Source organism: Streptomyces sp. NPDC057428 (assembly GCF_042803195.1).
In the GTDB taxonomy this organism is placed as follows: domain Bacteria; phylum Actinomycetota; class Actinomycetes; order Streptomycetales; family Streptomycetaceae; genus Streptomyces.
Genome location: NZ_JBHVCT010000032.1, coordinates 19373 through 34298, shown reverse-complemented (window position 1 = coordinate 34298; position 14926 = coordinate 19373). Strand labels below are relative to the sequence as shown.

The 14926-nt window shown below is 71.0% G+C and carries 13 protein-coding genes; all 13 read right to left on the bottom strand.

Annotated elements, in window-relative coordinates:
• Position 1: 1 nt before the first annotated feature.
• Complete coding sequence (locus ACFU5K_RS15310; protein ID WP_384061076.1) at positions 2 to 1024, bottom strand: ADP-ribosylglycohydrolase family protein; 1023 nt, start codon at positions 1022 to 1024, stop codon at positions 2 to 4.
• Positions 1021 to 1752 (bottom strand): NUDIX domain-containing protein, encoded by a 732-nt coding sequence (locus tag ACFU5K_RS15305; RefSeq protein ID WP_384061073.1) that lies wholly within the window; start codon positions 1750 to 1752, stop codon positions 1021 to 1023. The genes ACFU5K_RS15310 and ACFU5K_RS15305 overlap by 4 nt, the downstream gene beginning before the upstream one ends.
• Positions 1749 to 2828: an AAA family ATPase gene (locus ACFU5K_RS15300; protein WP_384061070.1), complete on the bottom strand. Its 1080-nt coding sequence runs from the start codon at positions 2826 to 2828 to the stop codon at positions 1749 to 1751. The genes ACFU5K_RS15305 and ACFU5K_RS15300 overlap by 4 nt, the downstream gene beginning before the upstream one ends.
• Positions 2825 to 3478, bottom strand: coding sequence for a nicotinamide riboside transporter PnuC (gene pnuC / locus ACFU5K_RS15295; protein ID WP_384061068.1), 654 nt, complete (start codon positions 3476 to 3478; stop codon positions 2825 to 2827). The genes ACFU5K_RS15300 and pnuC overlap by 4 nt, the downstream gene beginning before the upstream one ends.
• 127 nt (positions 3479 to 3605) lie before the next feature.
• The gene (locus ACFU5K_RS15290; protein WP_384061065.1) at positions 3606 to 4775 is read right to left on the bottom strand and encodes a pseudouridine synthase; all 1170 of its coding nucleotides are present in this window, start codon (positions 4773 to 4775) and stop codon (positions 3606 to 3608) included.
• Entirely contained in the window at positions 4775 to 5422 is a 648-nt protein-coding gene (gene scpB, locus ACFU5K_RS15285) for an SMC-Scp complex subunit ScpB (protein ID WP_384061063.1), read from the bottom strand. Before scpB ends, ACFU5K_RS15290 begins: the two co-directional genes overlap by 1 nt.
• Positions 5419 to 6549 (bottom strand): segregation/condensation protein A, encoded by a 1131-nt coding sequence (locus tag ACFU5K_RS15280; RefSeq protein WP_384061060.1) that lies wholly within the window; start codon positions 6547 to 6549, stop codon positions 5419 to 5421. Before ACFU5K_RS15280 ends, scpB begins: the two co-directional genes overlap by 4 nt.
• Positions 6550 to 6651: 102 nt before the next feature.
• Complete coding sequence (locus ACFU5K_RS15275) at positions 6652 to 7257, bottom strand: hypothetical protein (protein WP_384061058.1); 606 nt, start codon at positions 7255 to 7257, stop codon at positions 6652 to 6654.
• Entirely contained in the window at positions 7242 to 8360 is a 1119-nt protein-coding gene (locus ACFU5K_RS15270) for a ParA family protein (RefSeq protein WP_384061055.1), read from the bottom strand. The genes ACFU5K_RS15275 and ACFU5K_RS15270 overlap by 16 nt, the downstream gene beginning before the upstream one ends.
• Positions 8361 to 8719: 359 nt before the next feature.
• A complete protein-coding gene (gene ald, locus ACFU5K_RS15265; RefSeq protein ID WP_384061166.1) occupies positions 8720 to 9835 on the bottom strand; it encodes an alanine dehydrogenase in 1116 nt (371 codons plus the stop codon).
• 143 nt (positions 9836 to 9978) lie between these two features.
• A complete protein-coding gene (locus tag ACFU5K_RS15260) occupies positions 9979 to 12051 on the bottom strand; it encodes a tetratricopeptide repeat protein (RefSeq protein WP_384061052.1) in 2073 nt (690 codons plus the stop codon).
• Positions 12052 to 12255: 204 nt separating this feature from the next.
• A complete protein-coding gene (locus ACFU5K_RS15255) occupies positions 12256 to 12882 on the bottom strand; it encodes an NUDIX domain-containing protein (RefSeq protein WP_384061049.1) in 627 nt (208 codons plus the stop codon).
• 83 nt (positions 12883 to 12965) lie between these two features.
• Positions 12966 to 14636, bottom strand: a complete 1671-nt coding sequence (locus ACFU5K_RS15250) for a CTP synthase (RefSeq protein ID WP_384061046.1) — start codon at positions 14634 to 14636, stop codon at positions 12966 to 12968.
• Between the last annotated feature and the right edge of the window lie 290 nt (positions 14637 to 14926).

Genomic DNA, 14926 nt, shown 5'->3' with positions numbered 1-14926 from the left:
ATCAAGCATCCCAGAGCGCGGCGAGCGACAGCAGGTCGCTGCGGTACTCGATGCGCTCCGACCACTCCTTGGGCCAGGCCCCCGCCCCCAGGTGCGCTCCGGCCAGCGCGCCTGTGAGACAGGCGATGGAGTCGGAGTCGCCCCGGGTGCAGGCGGCCCGGCGCAGGGCGGTCAGCGGTTCCTCCGGAAAGAGCAGGAAGCAGTGCAGCGCGGTGGCGAGCGCCTCCTCGGCGATCCAGCCGTCACCGGTCCGCTCGCACGGGTCGGTCTCCGGGGAGGGGCTGCGCAGGGCCTCCTGGACCCGCGCGAGAGCGGTCAGGCACTCGTCCCAGCCCCGGCTGATGAACGCCTCGGGTGAGGCGTCATGGGTGTACCGCCACAGGTCACCGAGCCAGCAGGTGAGATAGCGGCCTCGGTTCTCGTACGCGTAGGAGCGCAGCTGGCCCACCAGGCCGAACGGTTCGGCCCCCTGAGCGAGGAGGTACACCGCACGGGCCATCAGGTCGGAGGCCGCGAGGGCGGTGGGGTGACCGTGGGTGAGGGCGGCCTGGAGCTGGGCCGCCCCGGCACGCTGTTCGTCGCTGAGTCCGGGCACGAGGCCGATGGGCGCGACGCGCATGTTGGCGCCGCAGCCCTTGGAACCGGTCCTGCTGGCTTCCTGCCAGATCCGGTCGCCCTCCAGCAGCGCACACGCCTCCAGGCAGGTGCGTCCGGGAGCCCGGTTGTTCTCGGGTGAGCGGTTCCACCGGACGAACTCCTCCCGGACCGGGCCCACCATCCGCTCCGGCGTGAGAAGGCCTTGGTCCATGGCGGTGCGGATGCCGCGTCCCAGGGCGAGTGTCATCTGGGTGTCGTCGGTGACGAACGCCGGCTTCGGCAGCCGCATCTGCCGCCACGGCCCGCACTTCGCGAGGATGGACGGCACGTCGTTGAACTCGGTGGGGAAGCCGAGCGCGTCGCCGAGCGCGAGCCCGGTCAGCGCGCCGGTGGCCGCCTGCTTGGTGGATATTCTTGTAGGAATCATGATGTCCGTCCTTCCGGGCGCAGCAGTGGTGGGTGCAGGGCGGTGGCGGCACCCGCCCGGTAGAGGGCGGCCGGTTTCCCCCGTCCGCCGGTGCGGCGCGGCGGTCCTTCCACGGCCTGGACGAAGCCGGGCGTGGTGAGGACCTTGCGCCGGAAGTTGGGCCGGTCGAGCTCGACGCCCCAGACCGTCTCGTAGACCTGCTGGAGCTCGCCGAGGGTGAACTCGGCGGGGCAGAACGCGGTGGCCAGGCAGGAGTACTCGAGCTTGGCGCCGATCCGGTCGTGCGCGTCGGCCAGGATGCGGTCGTGGTCGAAGGCGAGCGGCCCAGTGCTTCCCGCGTCCCACCAGCGCGCGTGCGCGGCGTCACCGCCGCCACGTGGCTCCGGCAGGTCGGGGATGAGCGCGGCGTACGCGACGGAGACGACCCGCATCCTGGGGTCGCGGTCCGGGTCGCTGTAGGTGCGCAGCTGCTCCAGGTGCAGGGCGCGCACGGTGTGCCGGGTGAGGCCGGTCTCCTCGGCGAGTTCGCGGCGGGCCGCCACCTCGGCGGACTCGCGCGGCAGGACGAAACCGCCGGGCAGCGCCCACCGGCCCTTGTACGGCTCCCCGCCGCGCTCCACCAGCAGGACGTGGAGCCGCCCTTCGCGGACGGTGAAGACGGCGAGGTCGACGGTGACGGCGAAGGGTGCGAAGGCGTGGGGGTCGTAGTCCTCGGGCACGGTGGTCATCGTCGCTCCGGCAGGGGTTCGGTGAAGTGCCATCCGCCGGAGAGGAGTTCGTCCACGGCGGCGACCGCCGCGTCGAGCCGCTCCTGGCGGTTCCCGGTGATCTCGACGAACTCTCTGCCGGTCCGTGTGAGTTCGGCGCGGAAGCGTTCGGTCATCCAGGGCCGCAACTCCTCGCCGTCGCGCAGGCCGTCGTCCTCGAAGGCGACGCCCTCGTGGTCGGTGAGCAGCCATAGGTGGTGGGCGACCCGGTCGGCGGTCTTCTCGACGAGCGGGTTGCGGCCTCCGACGTAGCGCTCGTGCCAGACGGTGGTGGCGAAGGAGTCGGTGTCGCAGATCAGCACCGGTGACCCGACGCGCGCGGCTGCCTCCTCCCGCGCGTTCTGGGTTTCGGCGATGAGAGGGAAGTCGTCGGTGGTGAAGTGGACGTCCTCCCACTGGGCGCCGGGCCACCGGCTCCGCAGAGCAGCGAGCTTGGCCTCGCTGAACTCTCTGCCGTACTCGGCGACGTATCCCGTCCGGGCCCAGGTGCCGCCGCGGCGGCGGTAGTGCTCGGCGAGCGCCAGGGCCAGGGTGGTGGTGCCGGTGGACTCGGCTCCGAGGACGACGACCCTGCGGGTGAGCGCGGCCCGCACGGGCGGCTCCAGGTAGTCCCAGCAGCCTGCCGGGTCGGCGCGTACCGCGGTGCCCGACACGGGGAACAGGGTGCGGCCGGGGTCCACCAGGACGGATTCCGCGCCGAATCGGCGTGCCAGCTCAGCGCCGTAGGTCTCCGAGGAGAAGACGGCGTCGACCGGTTCGGGTACCGCGGCGGCGAACACGGCCATGTGCGCGTCCCAGACCGCGGTGTCGTTCAGGTCCATGGGGATGTCGTCGACGGTGCCCACCACCCGGGCGTCGGGGTGTGCCTCCCGCATCCAGGCGACCCGGTCGGCGAGCGGCACGGACTCGACGGAGGCGGCGCAGACCAGGACGGTGAGCCGCTCGCAGCGGTCACGGGCGGTGCGGACGAGGTGGTGGTGGCCGGCGTGCGGCGGATAGAACTTCCCGAGGACCAGGCCGTGTCCGTGACGTCTCATGCCGGCACCACCGCGCCTTCACGCGGGCCGGCGGCGAGGTCGCGGTTCCAGTTGCGCAGCCCGGCGAGGCAGAGCGTGAGGAAGCCGAGGTACAGCAGGGACGTGAGGTAGAGCTCCTTGTACGCGTACAGCGGGATGTACACCAGGTCGGCGGCGATCCAGAGCCACCAGGACTCGACCCGCTTCCGGCACTGGCCGTACGTCGCCATGAGCGACAGGGAGGTCGTCAGCGCGTCCCAGAACGGCACGGTCGAATCCGTGGCCCGGGAGAGCAGCAGGGTCAGACCGAGAGTCGCCACCGCCCCCGCCGCGAGCAGCCAGGCCCATTCGGTGCGGGTGGTGCTCCGCACCGGCAGGACGGACGTCCCCGGTCCACCCCCGTGGGTCCAGGTCCACCAGCCGTACGCGGCGAGGGCGATGAAGACGATCTGCAGGCCGGCGTCGGCGTACAGACCGGACTGGGCGAACAGCAGGATGAAGAACAGGTTGTTGGCGATGCCGATCGGCCAGTTGGCGAGGTGCTGGCGGGCGACGAGCCACACGCACAGCGCGCCGCTGCCGAAGCCCAGCACCTCGGTCCAGCTGACCGGGGTGTCCAGGACCGTCACCAGGGGCTGCTGCAGGGGTTCGAGTATGTCCGCGAGCGTCACGCCGCCCTCCTTCTTTAATGGTCACCTTGACTATAAAGAAGAATCCGTGACAGCAAAAGGCCCGCGGCCGGTCCCGGTTCGAAAAGTGAACGAGGGACCGGCCGCGGGCCGTTCGGGTCGGGCAGGGCTACAGGCCGACCTCGCGCATCAGCATGCCCACCTCGGTGTTGGTCAGGCGGCGCAGCCAGCCCGACTTCTGGTCGCCCAGCGGGATGGGTCCGAAGGACGTCCGCACGAGGCGCTCGACCGGGAAGCCGGCCTCGGCCAGCATGCGGCGGACGATGTGCTTGCGGCCCTCGTGGAGGGTCACCTCGACCAGGTAGTTCTTGCCGGTGTTCTCGACGACCCGGAAGTGGTCGGCACGGGCGTACCCGTCCTCGAGCTGGATGCCGTCCTTGAGCCGCTTGCCGAGGTCACGCGGGAGCGGGCCCTGGATGGCGGCAAGGTAGATCTTCTTCACCCCGTACGCGGGGTGCGTCAGGCGGTGGGCGAGCTCGCCGTGGTTGGTGAGCAGGATGATGCCCTCGGTCTCGGTGTCGAGCCGTCCGACGTGGAACAGCCGCGTCTCGCGGTTGTTCACGTAGTCGCCGAGGTTCTGGCGGCCGTCCGGGTCGCCCATGGTGGAGACGACGCCGGCGGGCTTGTTCAGCGCGAAGAACAGGTGCGACTGCGTCGCGACTGTCAGACCGTCGACCTTGATCTCGTCCTTGTGCGGATCGACCCGCATACCCTGCTCCAGGACGATCTCACCGTTCACCTCGACCCTGGCCTGCTCGATGAGCTCCTCGCACGCCCGCCGCGAGCCCATGCCGGCCCGGGCGAGGATCTTCTGCAGACGCTCGCCCTCCTGCTCGGCGCCCGGGTGGGTCTTGGGCGTCTTGATCTCGGGCTTGTCGGCGTACCGGTCGCGGTTGCGCTGTTCGATCTTGGCGTCGAGCTCGCGCGGGCGGGCGGGGGCGCCCTGGCGGCGGCCGCCCTTGCTCACGTTCTGTGCGGGCTTCGGTCCGCCCTTGGCCCCGCCGCGCGCTGCCGCGCCGCGGCCCTTGCGGGGGCCGCCGTCGCCGCCCGGCTTGTCGGAACCCACGTCGTAGCGGCGCTCCTCGGGGCGGGGCCGGCGGGGGCGCTTCTCCTGCTGGTCCTCGCGCCCGGAGCCGGAGACCCGGGGGTTCGGGTTACTGCTCCGGCCGCTGCCGCTGTTGTTCCTGCCGCCTGCGCCGCCGCTCCTGGAGCCGCTGCCGCCGCCACTCCTGCCGCCGCTCTTGCCGCTGCCGCTTCCGTTGCTGCCACTGCTTCGCATCAAAATTCCGTCTTGTCGTCTGCGTGAGTTTCCGGGGTGTCCGGTGCGTCCGGATCGAACGACGGCACACCCTCTAGCGTCTCAGCCTCGATCGCGTCCGCCTCCGGGAGGAAGGGCGCGAGCTCCGGGAGCTCGTCCAGGCCTCGCAGGCCCATGCGCTCCAGAAAGTAGTTCGTCGTCCTGTACAGGATCGCACCTGTTTCGGGTTCCGCGCCCGCCTCCTCGACCAGACCCCTCTGGAGCAGGGTCCGCATGACGCCGTCGCAGTTGACTCCGCGTACCGCCGAGACCCTCGACCGGCTCACCGGCTGCCGGTAGGCGACGACCGCCAGTGTCTCCAGCGCCGCCTGGGTCAGCCGGGCGTGCTGCCCGTCCAGGACGAAGCCCTCGACGGCCTCCGCGTACTCCGGGCGGGTATAGAAGCGCCACCCTCCGGCGACGAGCCTCAGGTCGAATCCGCGGCGCTGGACGGTGTAGTCGTCGGCCAGCTCCCGCAGGGCGTCGGCCACGGCTCTGCGGGGCCTCTGGAGGACCTTGGCGAGGTGTTCCTCGGTGGCCGGCTCGTCCACGACCATCAGGACGGCCTCCAGCGCGGGCTTGAGGCCGAGTGCGGCGACCCGGGCGTCGCGCCCCTCATCTGTGCTCATTCCTGTACGTCCTCCCGCGCCTCGCGCGCCTCTTGGTCGAACTCGTCGGTGACCACCGGCTCGGCCCCTTCTTCCCCCGCCCAGCGCACGAGGAGTTCCCCGAGCGCCTCCTCCTGGTCGAGCGCGACGGCCTTCTCCCGGTAGAGCTCCAGCAGCGCGAGGAACCGGGCGACCACCGTGAGGGTGTCCGCCGCGTCCTCGGTCAGCTCCCGGAAGCTGACCTCACCGCCCGCGCGCAGCCGCGCCACCACGATCTCGGCCTGCTCCCGCACGCTCACGAGGGGTGCGTGGATGTGGTCGACGTACACCTGCGGCTCGGGCTTCGGCTGCATCGCCTTCACCGCGAGCCGGGCGAACCCCTCCGGGCCGATGCTGATCACGACCTCGGGCAGCAGCTCGGCGTGCTGGGGTTCGAGGCCGACGGTGCGGGGATAGCGGCGCGACTCGGACTCCAGCCGGTCGCTGAGGATCTCGGCGATCCGCTTGTACGCGCGGTACTGCAGCAGCCGCGCGAAGAGCAGGTCCCGCGCCTCCAGGAGCGCGAGGTCGGCCTCGTCCTCCACCTCGGCGGTGGGGAGCAGTCTGGCCGCCTTGAGGTCGAGCAGGGTCGCCGCGACCACGAGGAACTCGGTGGTCCGGTCGAGGTCCCAGTCCGGCCCCATGGCCCGGATGTACGCCATGAACTCGTCGGTGACCCTCGACAGCGCGATCTCGGTCACGTCGAGCTTGTGCTTCGAGATCAGCTGGAGCAGCAGGTCGAAGGGGCCTTCGAAGTTGACCAGCCGCACGGTGAACCGCCGGTCGTCACCGCTGTCGGCAGGGGCTGTCTCGCCGACGTGAGCACGCGAACTCGCCGGACCGCCGCCGGCGCCGCCGGGCCGGACGGCATCCGGGAGGCCCGCGACGGGCCCGGAAGGCGCCACCGCCGTCTCCTGCGCCGCTGCGGCCGCGAGGACGCCCACAGGGGCCTCCGCGGGAGGATGCGATGCCGCGGGCGGGACGGACGCCGGAGCCCGCGCGCCTGCCGCCTCTCGCGCCGGATCCTCCGGAGCCGGCGACGGCCGTATGCCGGGTCCGCGGCCGAGGGCACGGCGGGTGGGACGGGGCGGGTCGTCGGCGTCTCGCATGTGCTGGGGTCCAGGGGTGCGGCGGGAGGTCGGGCGATGGCCCTGGGGCGGGGCCGCCCGGTCGGCGGCCCTCCCCCGGGCAGGCTACCGGCGCCGCGCCGGTCAGCGGCCCCGCAGCCGCCGCACGAGGATGCTCGCGTCGCCACGGGACTCCAGGTCGGCCAGCACCACGGCGACCGCCTCACGGACGATGCGTCCGCGGTCGACGGCCAGGCCGTGCTCACCGCGCAGCACGAGACGCGCGTGTTCGAGGTCCATCAGTTCCTCGGCGGACACATAGACCGTGATCTTCTCGTCGTGGCGTTCCCGGCCGCTCGGCCTGCGGTTCGCCCCACGGCCCCCGCCGCGCCCCCGCTGGGGCTGCACGGTGACCGCCGCCTCCTTGGGCGGCGCGATACGGGACCGGTCGCTGCCGGCCGCATCACGGTCGCCGCCGTCGGCCCGGCTGTGCGAGCCTCCGGCGTCGGCGTCCGCCGCGGAGTGCTCCTCCCGGGACTCCCGGGACGACTCCGCGGCCGTCCCGGCACCAGGGGTGCCGCCCTGGCCGGCGTCCGCCGGTGCCGAATCGCTTCCTCCGACCGGCGCGGGAACCCGCGCCTCGCCGTTCGCCCTGCGCCGCCTCTCGGCGGGGGACGAGGCCTGCAGCCCCATGCCCCCGGTCGTACGGAACAGCTCGTCGGCCCCCGGCAGACTCACTCGGCGTGACACCGGGCGAGCACCTCCCTGGCGAGCTGGCGATAGGCGGCGGCACCGACCGAGTTGGAGGCGTACGTGGTGATGGGTTCGCCGGCCACCGTGGTCTCCGGGAACCGCACCGTGCGTCCGATGACTGTGTGGTAGACGTGCTCGTCGAACGCCTCGACGACTCGCGCGAGCACCTCACGGCTGTGCACCGTGCGGGAGTCGTACATGGTGGCGAGGATGCCGTCCAGCTCCAGTTCGGGGTTGAGGCGCTCCTGGACCTTCTCAATGGTCTCGGTGAGCAGCGCCACACCACGCAGGGCGAAGAATTCGCACTCGAGCGGGACTATCACCTTGTGAGCGGCCGTCAGGGCGTTGACGGTCAGGAGGCCGAGGGAGGGCTGACAGTCGATCACGATGTAGTCGTAGTCGGCCATCAGCGGCTTGAGGGCGCGCTGCAGCGTCGACTCCCGGGCCACCTCGCTCACCAGCTGTACTTCGGCGGCCGAGAGGTCGATGTTGCTGGGGAGCAGGTCCATGTTGGGCACGGCGGTCTTCAGGAGGACCTCGTCGGCCGCCATGCCCCGCTCCATGAGCAGGTTGTAGACGGTGAGGTCGAGCTCCATCGGGTTGACCCCGAGACCGACCGACAGGGCTCCCTGCGGATCGAAGTCGACGAGCAGCACGCGTCGGCCGTACTCGGCGAGTGCGGCGCCCAGATTGATGGTCGACGTGGTCTTGCCCACGCCGCCCTTCTGGTTGCACATCGCGATGATCTTCGCGGGGCCGTGATCGGTCAGGGGACCGGGGATCGGGAAGTACGGCAGTGGCCGGCCGGTCGGGCCGATGCGCTCGCGGCGCTGGCGGGCGGCGTCTGGCGCGAGCGTGGCCGCGTACTCCGGATCGGGCTCGTATTCGGCATCGGGGTCGTAGAAGTGCCCCTCGGGCACCTCGGCGAAGTCGGCGAAGTGGGCGGTCTCCCGGCCACTCTCGTTGCCGGCCATGGCGTTCACGTGTAGGCCGTCCATCATCTGGGGGGCTGTCGTCATGTGCTTTTGGGTGGCGAAGGTGCGGACTGCGACGGAGCCGACAGCTTCGAGCCCGATCGGGCTCAGACCCCGTGCAGGCATCCCTGGTTGACCACCCCCGGGAGTAATTGTCGACTCATTCACAAGTCGTCTTACCTCCTTGGATGTGACCAGGACTACTTATCGATAGGTCAGCGTGGCACCATGCCGACGATTGGCGACTCTATGGCGTGTCACCGGTTCGCAGCAACACAATCCGCCGGACCCGGCCCGATGTGTCGGCAATCGAACACCCTCCTGTCAAGGGTGCGGAGCGCCCGCGGCGCACCTTTCGCAGGGGTGCAAAAAGGGTAGAGGGTTACGTCTCCGGCCAGTTGGCGCGGGCCCGGTCATGCGTCCGGCCGGACCTTGTCTGGCAAGGTCCGGCCGGACGCATGAGGTTGACGGAGAGGGTTGACAGCTCAGCCGAGAAGCGTGCTCAGTTCGACGTGGTCGAGACCGTGCGCCTCGGCCACCTCGCGGTAAACCACCTGGCCGTCATGGGTGTTGAGACCCTTGGCGAGTGCCGCGTCACGGCGCAGCGCGTCGGCCCAGCCACGGTTGGCGAGCTCCAGGATGTAGGGCAGCGTGGCGTTGGTGAGCGCGTAGGTGGAGGTGTTCGGGACCGCGCCCGGCATGTTCGCGACACAGTAGAAGACCGAGTTGTGGACCATGAAGGTCGGCTCGGCGTGCGTCGTCGGATGCGAGTCCTCGAAGCAGCCTCCCTGGTCGATCGCGATGTCGACAAGAACACTTCCGGGCTTCATCTTGGCGACCAGCTCGTTGGTGACCAGTTTCGGGGCCTTCGCGCCGGGGATCAGCACGGCGCCCACGACGAGGTCGGCCTCGACGACGGCCTTCTCGAGTTCGAGGGCGTTGGAGACGACCGTCCGCACCCTGGTGCCGAAGATCTTGTCGGCCTCGCGCAGCTTGTTGATGTCCCGGTCGAGCAGCGTGACGTGGAAACCGAGCCCGACGGCGATCTGCGTGGCGTTCCAGCCGGAGACACCGCCGCCGATCACGACGGCCCTGGCCGCTCCTGTGCCGGGGACGCCGCCGGGGAGCACGCCGCGCCCTCCGACCGAACGCATCAGGTGGTACGCACCGACCTGCGGGGCGAGGCGGCCCGCCACCTCGGACATCGGGGCGAGCAGCGGGAGCGCGCGGGTCGCGGTCTCGACGGTCTCGTACGCGATGGCGGTCGTCCCGGACTCGATCAGGGCGTCCGTGCACTCACGGGAGGCGGCGAGGTGGAGGTACGTGAAGAGCGTCTGCCCCTTGCGGAGGCGGTGGTACTCCTCGGCGACCGGCTCCTTGACCTTGAGCAGCAGGTCGGCTGCGGCCCAGACCTCGTCGGCGGTGGGCAGGATCCGCGCTCCCGCGGCGACGTACTCCGCGTCCGGGATGGACGAGCCCTCGCCGGCGTGCTGCTCGACGAGGACCTGGTGGCCGTGACGGACGAGCTCATGCACTCCGGCGGGGGTGATCGCCACCCGGAACTCGTTGTTCTTGACTTCGCGGGGGATGCCGACCTTCACGTCGATCACGGTCCTTGGCTCGGATGGTGCTCGGACATAGCGGGATGAACCCACATGAACCAAGCATAAAGGGAGACACCGCAGGGATGTGCGGCAGAGCCATCATTAATGAAGGACTTCGCGCTGTCCAGCCTTACAAAGCATTAACTTTCCAGCGAAGTACTACGGATTTCGCAGGCCGCCCCGTCCTCCCCCAGGAGCCTCTCGGCTGTGGAGCGGTGCAGCCTGGCCGCCGCCGGATCACCGAGCCGGTCCAGGGTGTCCGCCAGCCTCAGTTCCAGCGCCGCCTGGAGCCGCACGTCACCCGCCCGGCGGGCCAGGTCGACCGCCTCGCGGCAGGTGTGCAGCGACTCCTGCGGCCTGCCCGCGTACTCCTGCACCCGCGCCGCCTCACTGAGGGCCCGCGCCTGGGCCGGCAGGTCTCCCAGCCTTCGGTGGCCCGCGGCGGAGGCCCGCCAGTTCCGCAGGGCCTCGCCGTAGCGGCCGGCGTACGTGTGGACGGCTCCCAGCCGCCCGTAGAGCCTCGCCTCGTCGGCCCGCTCCCCCTGGCCGAGCCGCTGGGCGAGGGCCCGGCTGTACCAGTCGGAGGCCCGGCTGAAGTCCCCCAGTTCCGCGTAGGCGCCGCCCGCGGATTCCATCGCCCTGCCGGTCGCGTAGAGGTCGTTCGCCGCGCGCCCGGCGTCCAGCGCGGCCCGGTAGCGGACCAGCGCCTCCCGCGTCCGGCCGGTCCTGGCGTCCAGATCGGCGAGGTTGAGCAGGGCCGCGGCCTTCTCCCTGGGCAGGTCACGGCGCTCGGCCACATCGAGGACCAGGCCGTGCAGCCCGTACAGCACAGGAGCGGCGTCCTCGGTACCCCGGTGCACGGCGAGAGCGCGGACGAGCGCCGCCACCAGGCGGCGGGCAAGCGTGTCGAGGTCTCCGTCCCCCACCGCGAGCCGCGCGGAGGCGACCAGGGCGGGTTCGCGGATCCTCAGCCATTCCGCGGCCGACTCGGGATCGCGGAAGCGGAGCGAGCGCGGCAGCCCCGCGAGCTTGCGGCGCGCCGGAGAGTCCTCGGGGTCGGTGACCGCCCGGCAGGCCTGGAGCCGGCGCACGGTGCGCTCCAGCATCCGGGCCCGGGCCAACTGGATCTCCGCGGGCCGCTCCCGCTCCTCCAGCATCGCGCGCACCAGCGGTGCCAGGCAGCCCGGCAGCTCGTACTGCTCCGGATCGGCGCCGTCCGTCCGCAGCAGCCCCAGCCGGACGAAGTCGTCGAGGGTGGTGGCGGCCGCCGACACGGAACATCCGGCGAGGGCCGAGGCCGTGTGGGCGTCGGCCGCGCCCGCGGGAGCGAGGGCGAGCAGACGCAGTACCGCGGCGGCGGCCGGCGGCAGCGAATCGTGGACCAGCCGGAAGGCCCGGGCCAGCGGACGCGACCCGGAGGGTTGTTCGGAGTCTGCCGGCTGCTCGCTCAGTTGCTTGGTGGCATCGGCGACCGATGCCCCTGGCCGGGCCGCGAGCCAGCCCGCGACCAGGGTGAGGGCGGCCGGCTGACCACCGCACTCCTCGGTGAGCTTCTCGGCGGCCCGCGGGTCGACGGTGATGCGGACCCGGCCGATGCTGCGGGCGAGCAGCTGCACGGCGGAACCGGAGTCCAGCCCGCCGATGGTGCACGGACGGACGCCGGGGATTCCGGTCAGGGGGCCGGTGGCCGTCGCCACGACCAAGCAGTCCGGATTGTCCGGCAGCAGGGGATCGACCTGTTCGGCGTCCACGGCGTCGTCGAGCAGGATCACGGCACGGCGTACGGCGAAGGCCTCGCGGACCATCTGGGAGAGTTCGTCCTCTCCGGCGCCGGGCGGGGCCGCGACCGCGAGGAGGTCCAGGAGCCGGCGGGCGGTGCGTTCCGCGGGGACGCGCTCGCCCCCGGGGTCGGTGAGGGCGGCCCGGAACACCCCGTCCGGGTAGTCGCCCGGCTCGGCGAGCCTGCGGGCGAGTTCGGCGGCGAGGGCGGAGCGTCCGGAGCCGGGCCGCCCGGCGATCAGGAGGACCCTGGCGCGTGGCGCCTTGCGGCCGGCCAGAGTGTCCAGGCCCGCTCGCTCGATGTCCTCCTGAAGGGCCCTCAACTCTCTTTCGCGTCCGAAGAACTGACTTACTGTGACGTCGGACGGCTGCTCGGCTCCCGCCGTCCGGGCCGGTCCGGCCGGGATGCTGGTGTCCACCGCCTGGTCGGTCACGGGCCACGCTCCACTTCGCTGCACGCGGTTGCCCGCCGGAAGTCCGGTCGGGGCCTTTCGAGCGTAGTTCAGTGGTGCGGACGATCACTGCCGCGCAGGGCGGAAACGTCCCTCGATCAGATCAGCGTTTCATACGATCGGGCCCGCCGCGGGACATACCCGCGGCGGGCCCGACGGTGCGTCCGAAGACGAACGGAGGAGGCGTCAGGCCTCGAACGGCCGGGCCGGCCAGGGCGCCTCGGCAGGGCGCAGCGAGTCCACTCCGTCCCCCGCGAGCGCGGCGGTGAGCGACAGGACTCCCACGACCAGGCAGTTGTTGTGCAGGTCGCCCCCGAGCACACCCCGCACGAGCTCCTGAAGGGGCACCCTCGCCTGCTCCATGTCGGCCTCCTCCTCGGAGACCTCGAAGCGCTCACCCTCGGCCTCGGAGAGGTCCCGCGCGAGGAAGACGCGTACGGCCTCGTCGCTTCCCCCGGGCGTGGTGTAGACGTCGGTCAGCACCCGCCAGTCCTCGGCCTTGACGTGCGCCTCCTCGTACAGCTCGCGCTGCGCGGCGTGCAGGGGGTTCTCGCCCGGCACGTCGAGGAGCCCCGCCGGGATCTCCCACAGCTTCTGGCGCACGGGGTGGCGGTACTGGCGCAGGACCAGCACGCGGCCGTCCTCGTCGAGCGCGAGTACGGCGACGGAGCCCGGATGGACCTGGTAGTCGCGGTTGTGGACGCTGCCGTCGGGCATGACGACGCCGTCGGTGCGGACGCTGGTCTTGTTACCGGTGAAGGGGGTCACCGTCTCGGTGACCTGCCACTCCTCGGGCGTGTCCTGGAAACCCATGTACGTCCTCCCACGAACAAAACAGAAACCGGGGCACGCATCCCGTGAGGGATCCGTACCCCGGTCAACCGTATCGGACGCTCTTACGCGTCGCCGTCCGTCCCGTGCGCCGCGACCTTGCGCTCCACGGCCGCCTTCACCAGACCGGCGAAGAGCGGATGCGGGCGGGTCGGGCGGGAGCGCAGCTCCGGGTGCGCCTGGGTGGCCACCAGATAGGGGTGGACCTCACGCGGGTACTCGACGTACTCGACGAGCTTGTTGTCCGGGGAGGTGCCGGAGAAGACCAGCCCGGCCTTCTTCTCGAGCTCCGCGCGATAGCCGTTGTTGACCTCGTAGCGGTGGCGGTGGCGCTCCTCGACGTAGGGCTGACCGTCGTACGCCTCGCGGACCAGGGAACCCTCGGCGAGCTTCGCCGGGTACAGGCCGAGCCGCATGGTGCCGCCCAGGTCGCCCGCGCCCTCGACGTACGCGAGCTGCTCCTCCATCGTGGAGATGACGGGGTGGCTCGTGGCGGCGTCGAACTCGGTGGAGTTGGCGTCGGTGATGCCGGCGAGGTTGCGCGCGGCCTCGATCACGATGCACTGCAGGCCCAGGCAGAGGCCGAGCAGCGGCACCCCGTTCTCGCGGGCGTACCGGATGGCGCCGACCTTGCCGATCACACCGCGCTCGCCGAAGCCGCCGGGGATGCACACGGCGTCGACGTCACCGAGCTGCTCCTGGGCGCCGGACGGGGTCTTGCAGTCGTCCGACGCGACCCACTTGACCTTGACGCGGGCCTTGTTGGCGAAGCCGCCGGCCCGGATGGCCTCGGTCACCGAGAGGTAGGCGTCGGGCAGGTCGATGTACTTGCCGACCAGGGCGACGGTGATCTCGTGGTCGGGGTTGTGGACGCGGTCCAGCAGGTCGTCCCAGGTCGTCCAGTCGACGTCGCGGAACGGCAGGTCCAGCTTGCGGACGACGTAGGCGTCCAGGCCCTCGGTGTGCAGCACCTTGGGGATGTCGTAGATCGACTTGGCGTCCACGCACGCGACCACGGCGGCCTCGTCGACGTCGCACATCAGCGAGATCTTGCGCTTGATGGCGGTCGGGACGTCGCGGTCGGCCCGGAGCACGATGGCGTCCGGCTGGATGCCGATGTTGCGCAACGCCGCGACGGAGTGCTGGGTGGGCTTGGTCTTCAGCTCACCGGACGGGCCGATGTAGGGCAGCAGCGAGATGTGCACGACGAAGACGTTGTCGCGGCCGACCTCGTGACGGACCTGGCGGACCGTCTCCAGGAAGGGCAGCGACTCGATGTCGCCGACCGTGCCGCCGACCTCGGTGATGACGACGTCGACGTCGTCGGTCGCCATGCGGCGGATGCGGTGCTTGATCTCGTTGGTGATGTGCGGGATGACCTGGACGGTGTCGCCGAGGTACTCACCGCGCCGCTCCTTGGCGATGACCTGCGAGTAGACCTGGCCGGTGGTGACGTTGGCCGAGCCGTCGAGGTCGACGTCGAGGAAGCGCTCGTAGTGACCGATGTCCAGGTCGGTCTCGGCGCCGTCGTTGGTGACGAACACCTCACCGTGCTGGAAGGGGTTCATCGTGCCGGGGTCGACGTTGAGATAGGGGTCGAGCTTCTGCATGGTGACCCGGAGGCCACGCGCCTTGAGCAGGGCACCCAGGCTGGAGGCAGTCAGACCCTTGCCGAGGGAGGAGGCGACGCCCCCGGTGACGAAGATGTGCTTGGTCGTCGTGGATGAGGGCTGCATAGCCAAAGGGGGCTCCCGTGGTCGCGATCGTGAGGTGCGTACCGGCGTGTCCGACGGAGATCTCCGTCGGTGCCGTCGCTGCGGTTCGGGGGCCTCGTCCACTGTCGGGACGACCACCGGTCCACGGGCTACCAGGGTAACAGCGACGAGGAGAGGCTGCTTCCGGCCATGCGTTCCCCGTGACGGGCACAAGATCACCACGTCTGTTTCAGGTCCCACCCATTCGCCCGTGACAGGCGACGGACAACCTGTGGACAGTCGCGCGGATCTCCCAGGTGCGTCGTATCCTG

Coding starts and splice junctions, on each gene's coding strand:
- ACFU5K_RS15310 (WP_384061076.1), bottom strand. CDS start 1,024: ATGATTCCTACAAGAATATCCACCAAGCAGGCGGCCACCGGCGCGCTG.
- ACFU5K_RS15305 (WP_384061073.1), bottom strand. CDS start 1,752: ATGACCACCGTGCCCGAGGACTACGACCCCCACGCCTTCGCACCCTTC.
- ACFU5K_RS15300 (WP_384061070.1), bottom strand. CDS start 2,828: ATGAGACGTCACGGACACGGCCTGGTCCTCGGGAAGTTCTATCCGCCG.
- ACFU5K_RS15290 (WP_384061065.1), bottom strand. CDS start 4,775: ATGCGAAGCAGTGGCAGCAACGGAAGCGGCAGCGGCAAGAGCGGCGGC.
- scpB (WP_384061063.1), bottom strand. CDS start 5,422: ATGAGCACAGATGAGGGGCGCGACGCCCGGGTCGCCGCACTCGGCCTC.
- ACFU5K_RS15280 (WP_384061060.1), bottom strand. CDS start 6,549: ATGCGAGACGCCGACGACCCGCCCCGTCCCACCCGCCGTGCCCTCGGC.
- ACFU5K_RS15270 (WP_384061055.1), bottom strand. CDS start 8,360: ATGCCTGCACGGGGTCTGAGCCCGATCGGGCTCGAAGCTGTCGGCTCC.
- ACFU5K_RS15255 (WP_384061049.1), bottom strand. CDS start 12,882: ATGGGTTTCCAGGACACGCCCGAGGAGTGGCAGGTCACCGAGACGGTG.
- ACFU5K_RS15250 (WP_384061046.1), bottom strand. CDS start 14,636: ATGCAGCCCTCATCCACGACGACCAAGCACATCTTCGTCACCGGGGGC.